A 16,385-nucleotide genomic window follows, 5' to 3' on the forward strand; every position below is an offset into this window, starting at 1 on the left:
TTCGTTGGTGATCAGCTCAGGGTGAGCGCGGTGTCGTCGACGACGAAGGAGGTCTGCAGGGAGCTGTCCTCCACGCCGCTGAACGAGATGGTGGCGGTGGTGCCGGCCAGCGACGAGACGTCGAAGGACTTGAGCACGTAGCCGGCCGCCGCGTTCACGTTCGAGTACGTCGCCAGGGTGGTGGCGCCGGCCTTGACGGTCAGCTTGTCGTAGGCGGTGGTACCCGACTCGGCGGTGTCGATGTGCAGGTAGAAGGAGAGCGTCGCCCGGCAACCGGCCGGGATGCTCACCGACTGCGACAGGGTGTCGGTGTGGGTCGAGCCGTAGCCGTCCATCCAGGCCTTGTACGAGCCGCCGTGCGCGGCCTGGCTGGTGGAGTTGGTGATGACGCCCGAGGAGGCGGTCCAGTTCACGTTGCCGGACTCGAAGCCGGGGTTTGCCAGCTTCTGGCCGGAGCAGCCGCCCGACGGCGGGGTGGTCGTGGTGGTCGGGGTCGGCGTGGTGCCGCCGGAGCAGGTCGGGTCGCCCGACTGCGCCGGCACGCTGACGGCGTCCCAGGCGGCCTTGACCGTGTTGAACTCGGTGCAGCTGGTCGGGTACAGGTTCTTCGCCGCCTGCAGCGTCCAGGTGCGGTACTTCAGGTAGGACGAGGAGGTGGTCTTCAGCAACATCGCGTTGTACATGATCTTGATGGCCTTCTGGATGCCCAGGCCGGTCACGGTGCTGCTGTTGCAGGTCGGGCTGGTCGGCTGGCCGTTGGTCGGGTTGGTGCCCATGGCCAGCAGGTAGAACCAGTGGTTGCCCGGACCGGCGGCGGCGTGCACCTCGGTGCTCGGGATGCTGCTGGAGTAGCAGTTGGCGTCACCCAGCGCCGACGGGTTGTACATGTTGCGGATCGGGCCGCTGCCCACCAGGTTGATCTTCTCGCCGACCAGGAAGTCGGGAGCGTCGTAGGTGGACGGCTCGTTGGCGTACCACTCGGTGGCCGCGCCGAAGGTGTCGGCCACGAACTCCTGGGTGCCGTTGCCGGAGATGCCACCCGGGGTGTGGTCGTCGATGCCGTGGCCGATCTCGTGCGCCACCACGTCCATCGAGCCGATCCACTGGCCGGCGGTGTTCTTGCCGATCTGCACCTGCGAGCCGTCGTAGTAGGCGTTCTGGTCGTTCAGGCCCACCCGGATCGGCCAGTAGCCGCCGTTGCCGTCGGCGCCGTTGCGGCCCAGCCACGCCGAGAGCATCTTGTCCTCGGTCTGCGCGCCGAAGAGCGCGTCGACGCAACCGGTCTCCCGGTTGGTGCCGACGCCGTTGCCCCACGAGTCGTCCGAGCCGCTGAAGGTCGTGTTGGTCGCGGCGTCCTGACAGACCAGCGTGGGCTTGCTCGGGTCCTTCATCGAGTACGTGCTGCCCGACAGCGTGGTGCCCAGGGTGACCGGGCCGTTCCAGACGCCGCTGCCGCTGCCACGTACGACGTGCTCCTGCTTGCGCAGCACCTTGCCGGTGACCGCGTCCACGTCGACGGTGAGCCGGCTCGGGCCGTCCGCGGTGGTGCCCCGCACGGTCGTCTCCCAGGCCAGCGTGGGGGCGCTGTCCAGGGTGAAGACGACCAGCTTGGTGCTCTCGACGGCGGAGACCGTCTTGAGCTGGGCGCGGGAGGTCTTCTCGGCCGCGGCCGAGGCGAGCTTCGGCGTGGTGGTCAGGCTGCCGATGGGCCGCTGCTGGGCGACGGAGGCGTACTTGACCTGGCCGGCCGAGTCGGTGGCCAGGACGAAGTCACCACCGACGACCGGCAGGCCCTTGTAGGTGCGCTCGTAGGGCACGTACTGGGTGCCCTCGGAGGAGATCACCGACTTCTGCACGAACGCGTCGTCGGCGCTGGCGTGCAGGTAGGACGGTCGGCTGGCGACCAGCGAGCTCGCCGAGTTGGCGGCGAGCGTACGGGCCTGTGCGGCGTTGGGGGCGGGGCTGGGGGGCGCGGCCTGGACGGCCGCGGCGGTGCCTGCGGCGATCAGGCCGGCCGCGGCCGCGCCGGAGAGCGCGACCAGGCGGGGTGAGAGCTTCAAGGGGGTGTGCTCCTGTTCCTCGGCGACGCGCGGAGCCCGGTGGGGGCGCCCGTCGCACCGTGACGCGAGTGGGCGATGGACGGTCTCCGGAGCTGCCGGCGTGCCCGGAACGAACTGACCGACCATCTCGCGAATCACCGGGGGTCGATGACTCGCGGGAGCACAATCACACGGCCAGGTGTCACAGATCAATGGGTGACCAGGGCAACTGTTTCGTTCGGGTTACCGGAGGAGTGCCGGTGATTCAGGAAGCCATGATCTTCAATAGCCCCTGGCCAGCGCATTTGCCGTTCGGTGCCGGTGGGATCTTGCCGGGATTGGAGGTTATTGCCGCATTGTGCTTCTGGCGCGTCTTCGGTCTCATCCGAGATGCCAATCCCTCCCGTCTTCCGGCTCGTCGGCCTCATCGGACGGTCCGGGGGCGTCGACCGGCCGGCGTCGCCCGGCGCCGTTCGGTTGATCTCTCCACCCTCGTCGCCCGGCGGGGAAGGGTCCGCGCGCGCCCCGTCGGTCGACGGCGGTCGGATACCGGACAGCGAGCGGATCATCACGCTCCGGGGCTGCCATCCTGGGCTTCCCCGCCGGCACCCGCTGACCGCCGGGGCGTCCCGGCGAGCGGAGGTACGACCCGCGGCAGAGGTGAACGGGGGAACGGATGGCGACTCGGATCGGAGCCGACCGGCGGTCCGCGCTGTCGACCGCGGCCCTGACCGCCGCCGGCACCCGGACCGACCAGGGCGGTCCGCGCCGACGCCGGCACCCCCTGCGGAGCACTCCCGTCCTGATCGTCGTGCACGGCGCCCTGCTCGCCGCGTTGCTGCTGGCCACCGCGGTGGTCGCCGCCGGTTCCGCCGATCCGGCCCGCACGCTCGGCCGTCGCTCCGCCGACCTCGCCGCCGGCACCAGCACCAGCGCCCGGCAGATCTACCGCACCCTCGCCGACGCGGACGCCGCCGCCAGTGCCGTCTTCCTGCTCTCCCCGGGCGACCGCCGTCGGCGCGGCCTGATCGACGGGTACGACGACCGGATCCGCCAGGTGCGGGCCGCGCTCAGCGCCTCGATGGGCGCCGCCGTCGACGACCCCGACCGGCTCGCCCGGCTGGCCACCATCGCCGCCCGGCTGCAGGTCTACCAGCGGATCATCGACGACGGACTGGGCCGCCGCTGCGACGACCGGACCGGTCCGGAGGGCCCGGCGATCTGCGCCAAGGTCGACGACGAGACGGTGGCGACGGCGAAGAACCGGGGCGTGCTCGCCTCGGCGTACGCCCGGGAGGCCTCCCACTACATGTCCGCCGAGCTGCTCCGGACCGCGCAGGACCTGTGGAACTACGACACCCGGCAACTGCGGGAGGCCCGGGCGACGGGCGAGTGGTGGCTGCTCGCCTCCCTGCTGGTGCCACTCGCCGCGCTGGCGGCGCTGGTGGCCGTGCAGTGGTGGCTGTGGCGGCGCACCCGTCGTCGGCTGAACGCCGGGTTGCTGGTCGCCACCGTGGGCGTCGCCGTCGTACTCGGGATGCTGGTGGCGTCGTGGTGGCACTGGCCCGCGGCGGACGACCGGTTCCCGGCACTGGAGCGGGCCATCGAGACGCAGAGCGGCACCCAGCAGCGCCTCGGTGACCTGCTGCGCGGGCGCGCGGACGTCTACCTGGCCCTCGGGTCGAGCGTCGACCCGGCCGGCCACCGGCAGGACTTCCTCGGTCGTGGCGTCTGTGGCGTCCCGCCCGAGGCCGTCGACTGCGGCACCCTCGACCCGGTCTGGTCGGCCCGGCAGGGCTACCCACCGGGAGCGTTCGGGGTCGCCGTCGACACCGTGCTGAAGGACGGGTCGGGCCGCACGGGAGCGGCGGCGCGCTCCTTCGACCAGGTGACCGACCGGCTCACCGGAGAGCTCAACGACGGCGACCGGGCGGTCGACGCGGCGGTGGCGCGGCTGCCCCGGGCACCGCGGCAGCTCGGCGGGTCGGCGGCCTGGGTGACCCTGCTCGCCGGGGTCGCCATGCTCCTCGGGCTGCGGCGACGCCTGGTCGACTACCGGTGAGCCGGCAGGAAGGGAGCGTCCGGTGAGGATCCGCCCGACGGTGGGGTGGCTGGCAGCTGTCGTGCTGCTGGCGGTGGCCGGCTGTTCGGCGACGTCCGGGTCGACGGCCGCCCCGCCCGCCCTGCCCGCAGCGGTGACCAGCACCCCCACCACCGCCGCGCGTACGGGCGGCTTCTGCACCGTCCGGCACAGCTACCCGCCCAGCGCCGTACCGCCCGGCCGGGTGCTGACCCGGGGCAAGCTGGTCGCCGGGGTCGACCCGTCGGACGCGACGATGAGCCACTGGGACGCCACCGCGCAGCGGTTCGAGGGCTTCAACATCGATCTGGTGCTGGCCGTGGCGAAGGCGATCTGGCCGGACCGCGACCCGCGCAGCATGACCGAGTTCCGGGCCGTCCGACCGGGTCAGGGCGCCTTCGACGCGCTCGTCGGCGACGACCCGGTGGACGTGATCGCCACCTCCCTCACCGCCTCGTGCCGGCGCGCGCAGGATGTCGTCTTCTCCAACGACTACCTGGACTCCGGTCAGACCGCGCTGGTCCGACGCGTGGGCGACGGACCCGAGTACGCCGGCGTCGACGACCTCGCCGGGCGTCGGGTCTGCGCGGCGGCGGGAACGACCTCGCTGGAGACCGTCGCCAGCTATCGGACCAGGGACGGTGGACGCCTGGTGCCGGTGCAGGCCGAGAACGTCATCGACTGCCTGGTGATGCTGCGTCAGCACCAGGTCGACGCGGTGAGCACCGACGAGAACATCCTCATCGGCTTCGCCCGGATGGCCCCGGACACCGCCCTGGTCACCGCCCCGCCGGCGGACAACGCGGCGTTCTGCACCTACCACGTGGCCTCGGCACAGCAGCCGTGCACCTGGCTGACCGACGAACCGCACGCGTTCGCCTTCGCCAAGGGCGAGGTCGAGCTGGTGGCCTTCGTCAACCACGTCCTGGCTCCCGCCGGCCCGGCGGGGCAGCGCGTCTGGCAGCAGGCCCATCAGCGCTGGCTCCCCGACCACCCGGACCGGGGTATGCCCTCGCCGGGCACCCCCGTGACCTCCTGGCCGCCGGCATGAGGAGGGCGCCGTGACGACCGACGCGCGGCTGATCGCCGAGGCCCGGGAGGGTCACGCCCGGGTGTCCCGGTGTCTCCTGGACGCCCGGAAGCTCGTCGACGAGGAGTTCGGTCGGCAGCGCCCCTGGACCGGTGCCAGCGCGGCGGTCGAGCGGGACGCCCGGGAGCGGCTGCACCGGCTCGGTTGCCTCTCGCTGGCCCTCGACGCGCTGGTGGAACGGATCGACGAGCGGGAACAGTCACCCGGCGGGCGGGCCGCCCTGGCCCGGCTGCTCGCCGAGCCCTGCATGGTCCGCTTCACCGCCGGCACCCGCGAACCGGCCCGCGACGAGGCGTTGACCGTCGCCGAGATCGTCGCGGTGGCCGGCGAGCAGGCCGACCGCGTCGGAGCACTGGTGGCCACCCAGCGGTCGGCCGTGTCGAGTGTGGCGGCGCAGCTCGCCCGGCTCCGCACCGACCTCGAGGAACTCGCCGCACCCAACGGCCCCGTCGACGTCGGCCCCGGCCGGGCCGACGGGGACCGGCCGGTGACGACGGCACGGACGACGGGCCGGCCGGTCGCCTGGCCGCCCTGCACCGGCAGGCCACGGCCGACCCGCTGGGCTGCGCCCGGCCCGGCCCGTGGCGCGACGCGGTGGCCCAGGTCGCCGACGAGGTCGCCGTGCTCCGTCGCGCTCCGGCGGCGGCGGCCGAGCAGGAGCTCACCGCCCGGGCCGAGCGGCTGCGCACGGCGGTACGGCGGTGGCGCCCTGGCGGCCGAGGCGACCCGCGAAGGGCTGGGCGACGGCGACGACCCGACCGTCGGGCTCCCCGTCGACGCGTGCTCGACCGGGCCGGCCGGGGCGGTCCGGTCGGACGGGACGCACGGACCGCCCTCGGCGACGAGCTGGACCGGACCACCGAACGCCTCGACGCCGCCCGCCGCCGATTGCGCCGGCGCTGCCACGCCGAGCTCGGCGGCCGGCTGGAGGCGTACCGGCAGCGGGCCGCCGACGAGGGGCGGGCCGAGCACCCCGACCTGGACCGGCGCTACCGCGAGGCGCGGGACCGGCTGCGCCCCGGACGGCTTCACGGTCACCGCCGCCAGCCGGGCGGTACGTGCCTACCAGCAGGCCGTGAACGGGGGACGCGATGACCGCTGCGCACCGGACCTGCGCCGAACGCAACTGCCCCGCAGAGGTGGACCGGGACGGCTTCGCCGACTGTGGGGGCACCAGTGCGCGGGCGACGCGCCGGCCGTCGCCGTACCGGCCCGGCCGGACCCGGTGCGGCCCGGCCGGCGTCGAGGCCGTGGCTGACCCCGGCCGTCATCCCGCCGGTCGCCCCCCGCGACCCGCGGGCCGCCGTGCTGTCCGGGCCGGTCGTCGCCGAACACGCCCGGTTCTGCCCGCGGACCGGCTGCCGCAGCCCGCTGGAGAAGGTGAGCGGGTTCTGCCCGGAGTGCGGCACCCGCTACTCGTTCACTCCGCCCCTGTCCGACGGGGAGCTGCGCGCCGGCCGGTACCGGATCGTCGGCTGCCTCGGCCACGGCGGCGTGGGCTGGGTGTTCCTCGCCCGCGACGAGGCGATGAACGGCATCTGGCGGGTCCTGAAGGGACAGCGCAACCCGGACGACCGGGAGGCCGCTGCGGCCTTCGTCGCCGAACGGGAGGCGTTGATCGCGCTCAACCATCCCCGGATCGTCACCATCACCGACGCGCTGCGCGAGTCCGACACCGACGCCGGCTACCTGGTGATGCAGTACGTCGACGGCGGCACCCTGGAGGACGCCCGGCGCGACCTGGGCGCCGACGGCGGCCCGGCGGCCGTCGACGTCGGCCAGGCGCTGGGGTACGGGGTGCAGATCCTCGACGCCTTCGAGTACCTGCACGACCAGGGCTGGCTCTACTGTGACCTGAAGCCCGACAACGTCATGCTGATCGCCGGGCACGGGGTGGACGGCCCGCTCAAGCTGGTCGACTTCGGGGCGGCCCGGCGGATGGACAACCGGGTCAGTCCACCATGGGGCACCGCCGGCTTCGAGGCGCCCGAGGTGCCGCCGCTCGGCCCGGCCGGTCCCAGCGTCCGCTCGGACATCTACACCGTGGGTCGTACCCTGGCCGCGCTGACCCTGGCCACCAGCTCGGCCGACCTGCGGGCGCTGCCCGCCGGGCCGGACCTGCACCGGCTCGGCCTCCCGGCCACGCACGACCCGTTCGTGCGGCTGCTGGCCCGGGCCACCGCCACCGCCCCCGAGGACCGCTTCGGCTCCGCCGCCGAGATGCGCGAACAGGTCCGGGGCGTACGCCGGCAGGTGCGCTCCGCCGCCGACGGCGAGCCGCGACCGACCCGCTCGGGCCTGTTCAGCCCTGCCGCCTGCGCCTTCGCGCTGCACACCGACGTGGGGGACCTGGACGTGCGGGAGATCCTGCTCGGCCTGCCCATGCCGCTGGTCGACGGCGCCGACCCGGCCGCCGGCTTCCTCGCCTCCCTCGGGCCCGCCGAGCCGGACGAGCTGATCGTCCTGCTGGAGAAGGCGCCCGAGCGCACCGCCCAGGTCACCTACCGGATGGTCCGCGCCCACCTGGCGGCCGACCGGGTCGAGCCGGCGCGCGCCCTGCTCGCCGACGTCCCCGACGGGCCGGGGGACTGGTCGCTGTGGTGGCATCGGGCTCTGGTGGCGCTGGTCGGCGGCGAGACCACCGAGGCGCGGGACTGGTTCGACCGGGTGTACGGCTGGCTGCCGGGCGAGGTGTCCGCGCGCCTGGCGTACGCGGTGGCCTGCGAGCTGGACGACGACCTGGCCACCGCCGCCGCCCACTACCGGGGCGTGTGGACCGCCGACCGGGGGGTGGTGGCGGCGGCCTTCGGGCTGGCCCGCTGCCTGCTCGTCACCGCGGATCCGCGTCGCGCCGCGGACGTGCTGCTCACCATGCCGGAGTCGTCCCGGGCCACCGCGCTGGCGGTGACCTGCGCGGTCCGCATCCTGCTGGAGGCGCCGGACGACGGCCACCGGCTGGACGCCACCCTCGACGCGGCGCGGGTGGTCGAGGGACTGCCCCGGTTCGCGGAACGGGACCTGGTCGAGGCTTACCTGCTGCGGATCCTGCTGGAGTACGACCTCGCCGACCCCCGGCACGCCGGCCGGCGCCTCTTCGGCCGTCCCCTCGACGAGCGGCACGTCCGCCGCGCCTTCGAACGCCGCTGCCTGCGCCTGGCCCGCCGGACCGGCGACCGGGCGGAGCGGACCGAGCTGGTCGACCTGGCCAACACCCACCGCCCGGTGACCTGGTGGTGACCGCCGACCCCGAGGAGAGGAGCGCGCCGGTGTCCGACGGTGCCGAGCTGACCCTGACCGCGCACCACAGCGCGTACCTGCCGGCCGAGGGGGGCGTGGTGGACGTCGTCGCCTCCGTGCGGGGCGGCGCCTCCGGCGGCGCGGAGACGTCCCATGACGGGCTGGCCGAGGTGATCCTGCTCGACTGCTCCGGCTCGATGGGTGCCCCGCAGGCCAAGATGCGGGCCGCCCGGGCGGCCACCCTGGCCGCGCTCGACGCGCTGCCCGACGGGGTGGCGTTCGCCGTGGTGGAGGGGACCGACCGGGCCACCATGTGCTATCCGGCCCAGCCGGTGCTGGCGGTCGCCGGCGAGCGGACCCGCGCCGAGGCGCGGCAGGTGGTCCGTCGGCTGCAGCCACACGGCGGTACGGCCATCGGCCGGTGGCTGCTGCTCGCCCGGGACCTCCTCGCCGGCCGGCCCGACGCCATCGGGCACGTCATCCTGCTCACCGACGGCCGTAACGAGTCGCAGCACCCCGACGAGCTGCGTGCGGCGGTGGCGGCCTGCACCGACCGGTTCACGGTGGACTGCCGGGCGGTCGGCTCGGCGGACGGCGTGCACGACTGGGACGGCACGGAACTGCTCGGCATCGCCGAGGCGCTCGGCGGCAATCCGGTCGTACCGGTGGAGGACCTGGCCGCGCTGGCCGCCGACTTCGCGGCCGTGCTGGCCCAGGCGATGAGCCGTCGGGTGGGCGACGCCCGGCTGCGGGTCCGGACCCCGGAGATCGCCCGCATCCGGTTCGTCAAGCAGGTCTATCCGACCATCGTGGACCTGACGCCGCGCGGTGTGTCGCTGGACGCCCTCAACACCGACTTCCCGATCGGCGCGTGGAGCCCGACCGACCAGCGCGACTACCAGGTCGCCCTGGAGGTCGACGCGATGCCGGTGGGGGCGACCCGGCGGATCGGCTGGTTGAGCCTGCACACCGGGGCCGGTGCGCAGGGGGAGGAGGAGCCGCTGACCGTGGAGTTCACCGACGAGGTCGACCTGTTCAGCACCGTGCACGACACGGTCGCCCACTACACCGGCCAGCAGGACTACGCGGAGGCCTTCCGGCGTGGCCTGCGCGCGGTCGAGGCGGGGCGGCTCGACGAGGCCGAGGAGCACTTCGGCCGGGCGGTGGCGCTCGCGCACGCCGGCGGCAACGGCGACAAGCTGACGCTGCTGGCCCGGATCGTCGACGTGCTGGACGCACCCGCCGGGCGGGTCCGGCTCAAGCGGGGCGCCGACCCGCGCAAGCGCCAACCGTCCGTGGTGCACGCCCTGCAGACGTCCCGCTGGCGCGCGGCCGAGCCGGCCGACCCGGCACCGGCCGTGGCAAGCCGCGCCGTGGCGGCACTGCGGCCAGGAACGCACCAGCGCGTTCTGCGGGGACCGGCGCCGGGCGGGACGCCGCCGGCGTCGACGCCTGAGCGCGGATGAACCTCGACTCCTGGAACCAGGTGGCCGGCGTGGTCAGCGGTGTGCTGGCGCTGGCCGGTGGGGTCGCGCCGTCCGCCGCCACCAGCGCGGCCGCGCCGAGCGCGGCTGGTGGTCCGCGCTGCGTCCGCTGTGGCAGCACCAGCACGCCGAGCGGATGCTGCACCCGCACCGTTTCGGCCGCGGCCCCGTCCGGCCGCTGGCGCAGGTGTACGTCCCGCGCCGGGCGGTGCCCCGGCTGGACCCGGCCGGCGGCGAGGTCGACGTCGCGCGACTGCTCACCGGCACCGGGCACGTGCTGCTCCTCGGCGAGCCGGGCAGCGGCAAGTCGGCGCTCGTCCGGCAGGCGTGCACCGACTCGGCGGCGCGGTGGCTGGCCGGGCGGGGGCGGCTGCGGCGTACCGGTGCGGGACCGGTGGTGCTGAGCCTGCCGGCGGGTGCCCTGGTCGACCAGGGTTGCCGGCCGCGCTGCGGGCGGCGTACCGGGAGGTCTGCCCGGGGGTGGACTTCACCCGGCCGCCGGCGCGCGGTCGCGGCTGGCTGGTCTGCGTGGACGGGGTCGACGCGGTGACCGACCCGGACGACCGGGGTCGGGTGCTCAACCGGCTCGCCGACGCGGCCCGCAGCGGCGGGGCGGAGACCACCGGGCCCGGGCCGTGGCGGGTGCTGGTGACCACCCGGCAGCTCGCCGGGTCGGAGCTGGCCGTGCTGCGGGACTACCAGGCGCACCACCTGGTGCCCTTCACCGACGCGGACGTGCAGCTGCTCGCGTCGCGCTGGTTCCCGACCGCCGCCACCGCTGCGGCGTTCCTGCGCTGGCTCCGCGACCAGCGGATCGGCGAGCCGGTACGCAACCCGCTGACCGCCACCATCGCCGCGTTGGTCTGGGACAACGAGTGGGCCGGAGCGATCCCGGGCACCGGCCCCGCCGCCCTGCTCGAGGGGTTCGTGGCGGCGCTGCTGGCCGGCGGCCGGGCCACCCTTGAGGCGGTGGCCGGGCAGCTGCGTGCGCGCGCCCGGCGGGGAACCCCTGGCCGCCTGGTTGACCACCCACCAGCCCGAGCTGGTCGAGGTCGCCGCGATCGCCGCCCGCGACGGCGGCGACCCGGTCGACGCCGCCGTGGCCTGGTCGGCCCGCACGCGCCCGGCCCGCCCGCGGCGGTCGCGGCGGACTGCCGGGCAGGTCCGCGCCGTGCTGCTCGCCACCGGCCTGTTCCGCGAGCCGCGGGCGGACGAGCGGACCGGCCCGGCGACCTTGTGGCGCCGGCCGCGCTGCTGCCCGCCGGCGCGGGACTGCTGGACTACGTGGCGGCCGGGCCGCTCGCCGACGACTGGCGGGAGGACCGCTGGATCGCGGCGATGACCACCACCGGTGACCGTGGCCTCGGCCTGTACGCGCTGACCCGGGTCGCCACCGCACCGGACTTCCTCCAGCGGATGGCGGCGCAGGGCCCGGCCGGTGCCGTCTCCGCCGGGTACGCCCTCGCCGCCGGTCAGCCGGTCGCCGACGCCGTCCGCGCGGAGGTGCTGGCGGCCCTGCTCACCCACTGGTCCGCCCACCCGGGGACGGCCGACCCGGACGCGGACGCGGATCCGGCCCGGGAGTGCCTGTCGGTGCTCACCACCCTCGCGGCCGTCCGGTCCACCCGGGAGCTGCTGCGCCGGATCGGCACGGATCCGCAGCGCCCGACCGTGGTCCGCGAGGCCGCCGCGCTCTTCTTCGCCGTACGCCAGCAGACCGCCGGCCCCCGAACCGGTGCGGACGTCGCCGGGGCCGCCGCCGGCTGACGCGCACCCGAGCCCGGAGCGTCTACGGGTCGCCCCGGTGTCCGTCGCGGACCACCGCCAACCCGCCGACCCGGGTCGTGATGCCCGCCGGCCCGCGTCGGGCCGAAGCGAGCACGCTGGCCGGTCGACCGAGGGTGTCGCCCTGCTCCACCTCGATCGTGACCGTCTGTGCGCCTGTCGTGTCGAGCAGGTGGGCGGCCAGGCAGCCGGTGCTGTTGGCGTTGGCGACGTCCTCGTCGACACCGATCGCCGGCGCGAACATCCGTGCCGCACCCGGTCGGTCGCCCACCGGCGGTACGTACACGAAACAGCCGAGGAGCCCGTACCGCCGGCACGCCGCTGTCAGCCTGCCGAGGTGTGGGCGGACCCGGCGCAGCGCCGACCGGTCGTGGACCGGTACCAGCATGCGTGGTGCGCCGGGCGCGGCAATGCGGGGCGCGTCGGCCGGGTGCGGGTCGTCGGCGGTGAGCCCGAGCGCGGCGACGATCGCGGCGCGTTCCTCCGGTGCCGGGTGACGCAGCGCGACGAGGCCCTGGTCGAACCAGACCTCGATGCCGGCGGGGCGGCGGATCGCGACGGTGTCGAACGTGCGCCCGCCGGTGTGTTGGCGGTCGTTCAGCTCGCCCAGCGCGGTGCGGGTCAACCGGACGGCCTGCGCGGCGACGGTGCCGTGGCCGCAGCCGGACAGTTCGGCGGTGGCGGTGAAGAAGCGGACCGGCCAGCCACCGTCCGGCGTCCGTCCCGGGCCGAGGAACGCCGCGTGCGAGGTGCCGGCCGCAGCAGCGACCGCACGCCGGTCCGCGTCCGTCGCCGCCGGGTCGTCGTCGGTGACGGCCGTCGGGCTGCCGCCCCGGCCGTCGCGCCGCACGCACGCGTCGACCACCGTGACCTCCGGCCAGGACATGGTCCCGCCGGTCAGTCGATGCCTTCGATGATGCGGAAGTCGCGCTCGAGGCCGTCGGGGAGGGCCGCCAGCGCCTTCTGGTACGCCTCGCTCTCGTATGCCGCGACGGCCTCTTCGAAGCTGTCGAACTCGACCAGGACGACGCGTTGCGTGATCCCGGCTTCGTGGGCGACGACTCGACCGCCACGGGACAGGGTGCGTCCGCCCCCGGCCTGGACAGCCGGACGGGCCAGCTCGCCGTAGGCAGTCAGCATCTCCGGGTCGGAGATGGCGGGGTAGACACTGACCCAGTAGCCCTTGGCCATGGAAACCTCCTGTGTTCGGCCGGACACGTCCGGCGGCGAATGGACGATCAGATCGATTGATCCCGGCGACGGATCACCGGGCACGTGCGAGCGCGCGTGAGGAGACACCGCCTCATCCGAACCTCGCCGGGTGTCCACCATCCGCCGGTGTCGTCGGCGTCAACAGCAGACTGAGGTCGAAGGCCGGTGCGCTGTGGGTGATGGTGCCGACGGATATCGCGTCCACTCCGGTTTCCGCGACGGCCCGCACCGTGTCCAGCGTGATGGATCCGGACGCCTCCAGTCGGGGCCCTTCCGGCCCGCGCAACGCCACGACGTACCGGATGTCCTCGATGGACATGTTGTCCAGCATGATCCACTCGACTCCCGCGTGGAGCGCCTCGATGGCCTGGGCTGTCGACTCGACCTCCACCTCGACCGCGATGCCCCGCGTGTTGCACGCGTGCACGGCCGCGATCGCGGCAGCCACGCCGCCCGCCGCCGCGATGTGGTTCTCCTTGAGCAGAACCATCGCCGCGAGGTCGAGCCGATGGTTGCTCACTCCGCCGGCGGCGACCGCGGCCTTGTCGAGCGCTCGAAGCCCGGGCGCTGTCTTGCGGGTGTCCAGGATCCGTGCCGGAAGCCCGGTCACCGCGTCCGCGAAGGCCGCGGCGGTGGTCGCGATGCCGGACATCCGTTGCAGGAAGTTCAGAGCCGTCCGCTCGCCGGTGATGATCTCCCGTGCGGGTCCGGTCAGCGTGAGCAGGTCCTGTCCGGTGTGGACGCGGTCGCCGTCCCGAACGTGCTCGGTGACGACGACGTCGCTGCCGAGTTGTCGGTACACCTCGGCTGGGATCGCCGTGCCGGCGATCACGCCGTCCTGGCGGGCGACGACGCGCGCGAGGGCGCGGGTGCCGTCCGGCACCGACCAGCGAGTGGTGATGTCGTCCTCGGCGCGGTCTTCGGCCAGGGCACGGCGCACGGCGTCCGCCATGGCGTCGACGGCGACCACCGTCCGGCGCAGGGCGGCGGTGTAGGAGATGCCCTCAGCCGCGGCCAGGGCGCGAGCCTCGGTCTTGCGCTGCTTGTCACTGGTCATGGCGGAGTCCGATCGGGCGAAGGTCCCACGCCCCTGCGCCACAGGCTCAACGTCCACAGCGGTAGGAGCAGCACGCGAGTCGTGGACCCTTGTCCTCATCGCCACCGGCGGCGTGGACGCCGTGCGGCTCGGAGTCGGGCGGGCGTGGCCGCCGAGGACCACAGCCTACATCGCGCGCCACGCGCCTCGGCCGGGTCGCGTCCCGGGCGATTCCGGTCGGCCTCCCGCATCGGGTGCGGCGTTCGGGACAGGAGATGCATAAAGGGTTCATATAAACACTGTATGCTTCAAGCATGAGCCGTCAAGACGCCTCCCGTGGCGCTTCCACCGCGATCGGGTCGGCCCTCTACGGGCTGGCCACCAGGGCTGTCAGACGCCTCCCGCGCGATATGAGCATCACGTCCGCCGCCACCCTGGCCACCCTGCACAGGTCCGGCCCGCGACGGATCACCGATCTGGCCGTGACCGAGGGGGTCACCCAGCCCGCGATGACCGTCCTGGTCCGGGTGTTGGAGGAGTCCGGACTGGTCGAGAGGAGGGGCGACGCGTCCGACAAGCGGGTCACCCTGGTGTGTCTGACCGAGGCCGGCGCGTCGTACGTCCGGACCCGGCGCCAGGCGGGCGTCGACGCGTTCGCGCGGCTGATCGACGAACTCACCGACGACGAGGTCGAGGCCCTGGTGGCGGCGCTACCGGCGTTGGCGCACCTGGCAGAGATCGAGAGCCAGGACCGAGAAGGACCGAAGCGGTGACGGCGCGCACCCTGGAGCGCTCCGGGACGCGGCTGCTGGTCCCCGCCCTCACGTTCATCGGCCTGGTCGTGGCGGTGGTCGCCAGCCTCGGGACGCCGCTGATCACCAGTGTGGCGACCACGTTCCACGTCTCGCTCGACAGCGCGCAGTGGACGCTGACCGTCGCGCTGCTGAGCGGCGCCCTCGCCACGCCCGTCCTGGGCCGGCTCGGAGCCGGTCCGCACCGACGGGCCACGATCCTCGCCACGCTGGCGATCGTCGTCGCCGGCAGTGCGCTCACCGTGCTGCCGCTGCCGTTCGCGTGGCTGCTCATCGGCCGGGCCGCCCAAGGCGTCGGGCTCGGCCTGACGGCGCTGATGATGGGTGTGGCCCGGGACCATCTTCCCGAGGAGCGCAGCGCGGCCACGATCGCCCTGATCTCGGTGGTCTCGATCATCGGCGCCGGCGTCGGCTACCCGCTCACCGCCCTGCTCGCCGAGATCGGCGGCGTACGGGCTGCGTACGGACTCGGTCTGTTCCTCACCGCTGTCGCCTTCCTCGTCGCGTGGCGTTCCGTACCCGTGGCTCCCGAAGGCCGCTCCGCTCACCTGAACGTGACGGGTGCGCTCGTCCTGGCGGGCGGGCTGTTCCTCGTCCTGTTCCTGGCCAGCCAGCGGAGCCTGTGGAGCCGTCACCTCGCCACGGCGATGGTGCTCGCCGTCGTCGCCGTGCTCCTGCTGTGCGTCTGGACCGTCTCCGAGCTGCGCAGCAGGACGCCCCTGATCGACGTCCGGGCGGTACGGCACCCGGCGGTGGCCGGAGCGAACATCGCCATGTTCGTCGGCGGGAGCGGCATGTACCTTCTGCTCACGCTCATCACGCGGTACGCGCAGACGCCGCGCAGCGCCGGCTACGGCTTCGGGCTGTCCACCTTCGTCGCCGGGCTGGTCCTCGTCCCGTTCTCGGTGTCGGGGTTCGTCGCCGGCAAGCTCACGCCCCGGGTGCGGACGCTGATCGACGCGCCCTTCCTCCTGGCCGGCAGCGCCCTCGTCGTCGGCAGCGGGTTCGTCCTGTTCGCCGCGGCCCGGTCGAACCTGGCCGAACTGCTCGCCGCGATGGGGGTGCTGGGCTTCGGCGTCGGCAGCTTCTCAGCCGCGATGCCCGACGTCATCCTGGCCGTCACGCCCGTGAGCGAGACGTCGAGCGCGATGAGCTTCAACTACGTCGTCCGCAGCGTCGGGTACTCCCTGGGCAGCGCGACAGGCGGCCTGGTCCTGGCCACCGGCACCGGTCGTCTCTTCCCCGACGACCACGCCTACACCACCGCGGCGCTGATCGGCATCGCCGCGATGGCGGTCACCGCCATGGCCGCCACCGCTCTCGCCCGCCACCGCCCGCCGGAGATCGACCCCGGCGCCGCCACGGCCGGCGGGCCGAGTCGGCGCCGGTCGGGCCGCTGACCGGCTCGCCGGAACGGCAGCGACCCCGTCGTCCTGCCCGGTGCAGTCACCTGTGCGACCTCGGGTGGTGGCCTGCCGGCGGCGAGAAGGCGGCACCGGCGGGTCAGGCCGGCCGCCAGGCGGGTGTCGCTGCCCCACGGGGTCGGGGGCGTGGCCCAGGTGGCCGGGCCGCCCGGCAGGGTGACCGGTGGTCGGGCGTACCGGAACCGG

13 protein-coding genes are annotated in these 16,385 nt (G+C 74.3%); 9 read left to right on the forward strand and 4 right to left on the reverse strand.

Annotated features, from left to right (window positions below):
- Positions 1-11: 11 nt before the first annotated feature.
- Positions 12-2,060 (reverse strand): M4 family metallopeptidase, encoded by a 2,049-nt coding sequence (locus MRQ36_RS26840; protein ID WP_242799508.1) that lies wholly within the window; start codon positions 2,058-2,060, stop codon positions 12-14.
- A gap of 655 nt (positions 2,061-2,715) precedes the next feature.
- Between MRQ36_RS26840 and MRQ36_RS26845 the strand changes: the two genes are divergently transcribed.
- The 7 genes from MRQ36_RS26845 (at position 2,716) to MRQ36_RS26875 (ending at position 11,697) form a co-directional block, all read left to right on the forward strand.
- On the forward strand, positions 2,716-4,101 hold the full coding sequence (locus MRQ36_RS26845) for a hypothetical protein (protein ID WP_242799509.1): 1,386 nt from the start codon (positions 2,716-2,718) through the stop codon (positions 4,099-4,101).
- A 22-nt stretch (positions 4,102-4,123) separates the two neighbouring features.
- Positions 4,124-5,170, forward strand: coding sequence for a transporter substrate-binding domain-containing protein (locus MRQ36_RS26850; protein ID WP_242799511.1), 1,047 nt, complete (start codon positions 4,124-4,126; stop codon positions 5,168-5,170).
- Between the two features lie 10 nt (positions 5,171-5,180).
- Complete coding sequence (locus MRQ36_RS26855; RefSeq protein WP_242799513.1) at positions 5,181-6,467, forward strand: hypothetical protein; 1,287 nt, start codon at positions 5,181-5,183, stop codon at positions 6,465-6,467.
- Positions 6,386-8,446: a serine/threonine-protein kinase gene (locus MRQ36_RS26860; protein ID WP_242799515.1), complete on the forward strand. Its 2,061-nt coding sequence runs from the start codon at positions 6,386-6,388 to the stop codon at positions 8,444-8,446. The genes MRQ36_RS26855 and MRQ36_RS26860 overlap by 82 nt, the downstream gene beginning before the upstream one ends.
- Positions 8,447-8,475: 29 nt before the next feature.
- Positions 8,476-9,912 carry a VWA domain-containing protein gene (locus tag MRQ36_RS26865; RefSeq protein WP_242799516.1) on the forward strand — a complete coding sequence of 479 codons (1,437 nt, stop codon included), beginning with the start codon at positions 8,476-8,478 and terminating at the stop codon, positions 9,910-9,912.
- Positions 9,913-10,066: 154 nt separating this feature from the next.
- Positions 10,067-10,480 carry a hypothetical protein gene (locus MRQ36_RS26870; protein ID WP_242799517.1) on the forward strand — a complete coding sequence of 138 codons (414 nt, stop codon included), beginning with the start codon at positions 10,067-10,069 and terminating at the stop codon, positions 10,478-10,480.
- Positions 10,411-11,697: a hypothetical protein gene (locus MRQ36_RS26875; RefSeq protein WP_242799518.1), complete on the forward strand. Its 1,287-nt coding sequence runs from the start codon at positions 10,411-10,413 to the stop codon at positions 11,695-11,697. Before MRQ36_RS26870 ends, MRQ36_RS26875 begins: the two co-directional genes overlap by 70 nt.
- Before the next feature lie 22 nt (positions 11,698-11,719).
- On the opposite strand, the gene MRQ36_RS26880 is transcribed toward MRQ36_RS26875, so the two are convergent.
- From MRQ36_RS26880 to nadC, 3 genes are all read right to left on the reverse strand, one after another.
- Entirely contained in the window at positions 11,720-12,601 is an 882-nt protein-coding gene (locus tag MRQ36_RS26880) for a PhzF family phenazine biosynthesis protein (protein ID WP_242799520.1), read from the reverse strand.
- An 11-nt stretch (positions 12,602-12,612) separates the two neighbouring features.
- Positions 12,613-12,906 carry a DUF1330 domain-containing protein gene (locus MRQ36_RS26885; protein WP_242799521.1) on the reverse strand — a complete coding sequence of 98 codons (294 nt, stop codon included), beginning with the start codon at positions 12,904-12,906 and terminating at the stop codon, positions 12,613-12,615.
- Positions 12,907-13,018: 112 nt separating this feature from the next.
- Complete coding sequence (nadC, locus tag MRQ36_RS26890) at positions 13,019-13,897, reverse strand: carboxylating nicotinate-nucleotide diphosphorylase (RefSeq protein WP_242799522.1); 879 nt, start codon at positions 13,895-13,897, stop codon at positions 13,019-13,021.
- A 380-nt stretch (positions 13,898-14,277) separates the two neighbouring features.
- Between nadC and MRQ36_RS26895 the strand changes: the two genes are divergently transcribed.
- Both MRQ36_RS26895 and MRQ36_RS26900 read left to right on the forward strand, forming a co-directional pair.
- The gene (locus tag MRQ36_RS26895) at positions 14,278-14,736 is read left to right on the forward strand and encodes a MarR family winged helix-turn-helix transcriptional regulator (RefSeq protein ID WP_242799523.1); all 459 of its coding nucleotides are present in this window, start codon (positions 14,278-14,280) and stop codon (positions 14,734-14,736) included.
- Positions 14,733-16,175 carry an MFS transporter gene (locus MRQ36_RS26900; protein WP_308194921.1) on the forward strand — a complete coding sequence of 481 codons (1,443 nt, stop codon included), beginning with the start codon at positions 14,733-14,735 and terminating at the stop codon, positions 16,173-16,175. The genes MRQ36_RS26895 and MRQ36_RS26900 overlap by 4 nt, the downstream gene beginning before the upstream one ends.
- Positions 16,176-16,385: the final 210 nt, after the last annotated feature.

This window comes from Micromonospora sp. R77, assembly GCF_022747945.1.
GTDB lineage: Bacteria > Actinomycetota > Actinomycetes > Mycobacteriales > Micromonosporaceae > Micromonospora.

Coding starts and splice junctions, on each gene's coding strand:
- MRQ36_RS26880 (WP_242799520.1), bottom strand. CDS start 12,601: ATGTCCTGGCCGGAGGTCACGGTGGTCGACGCGTGCGTGCGGCGCGAC.
- MRQ36_RS26870 (WP_242799517.1), top strand. CDS start 10,067: ATGCTGCACCCGCACCGTTTCGGCCGCGGCCCCGTCCGGCCGCTGGCG.
- MRQ36_RS26885 (WP_242799521.1), bottom strand. CDS start 12,906: ATGGCCAAGGGCTACTGGGTCAGTGTCTACCCCGCCATCTCCGACCCG.
- MRQ36_RS26845 (WP_242799509.1), top strand. CDS start 2,716: ATGGCGACTCGGATCGGAGCCGACCGGCGGTCCGCGCTGTCGACCGCG.
- MRQ36_RS26895 (WP_242799523.1), top strand. CDS start 14,278: ATGAGCCGTCAAGACGCCTCCCGTGGCGCTTCCACCGCGATCGGGTCG.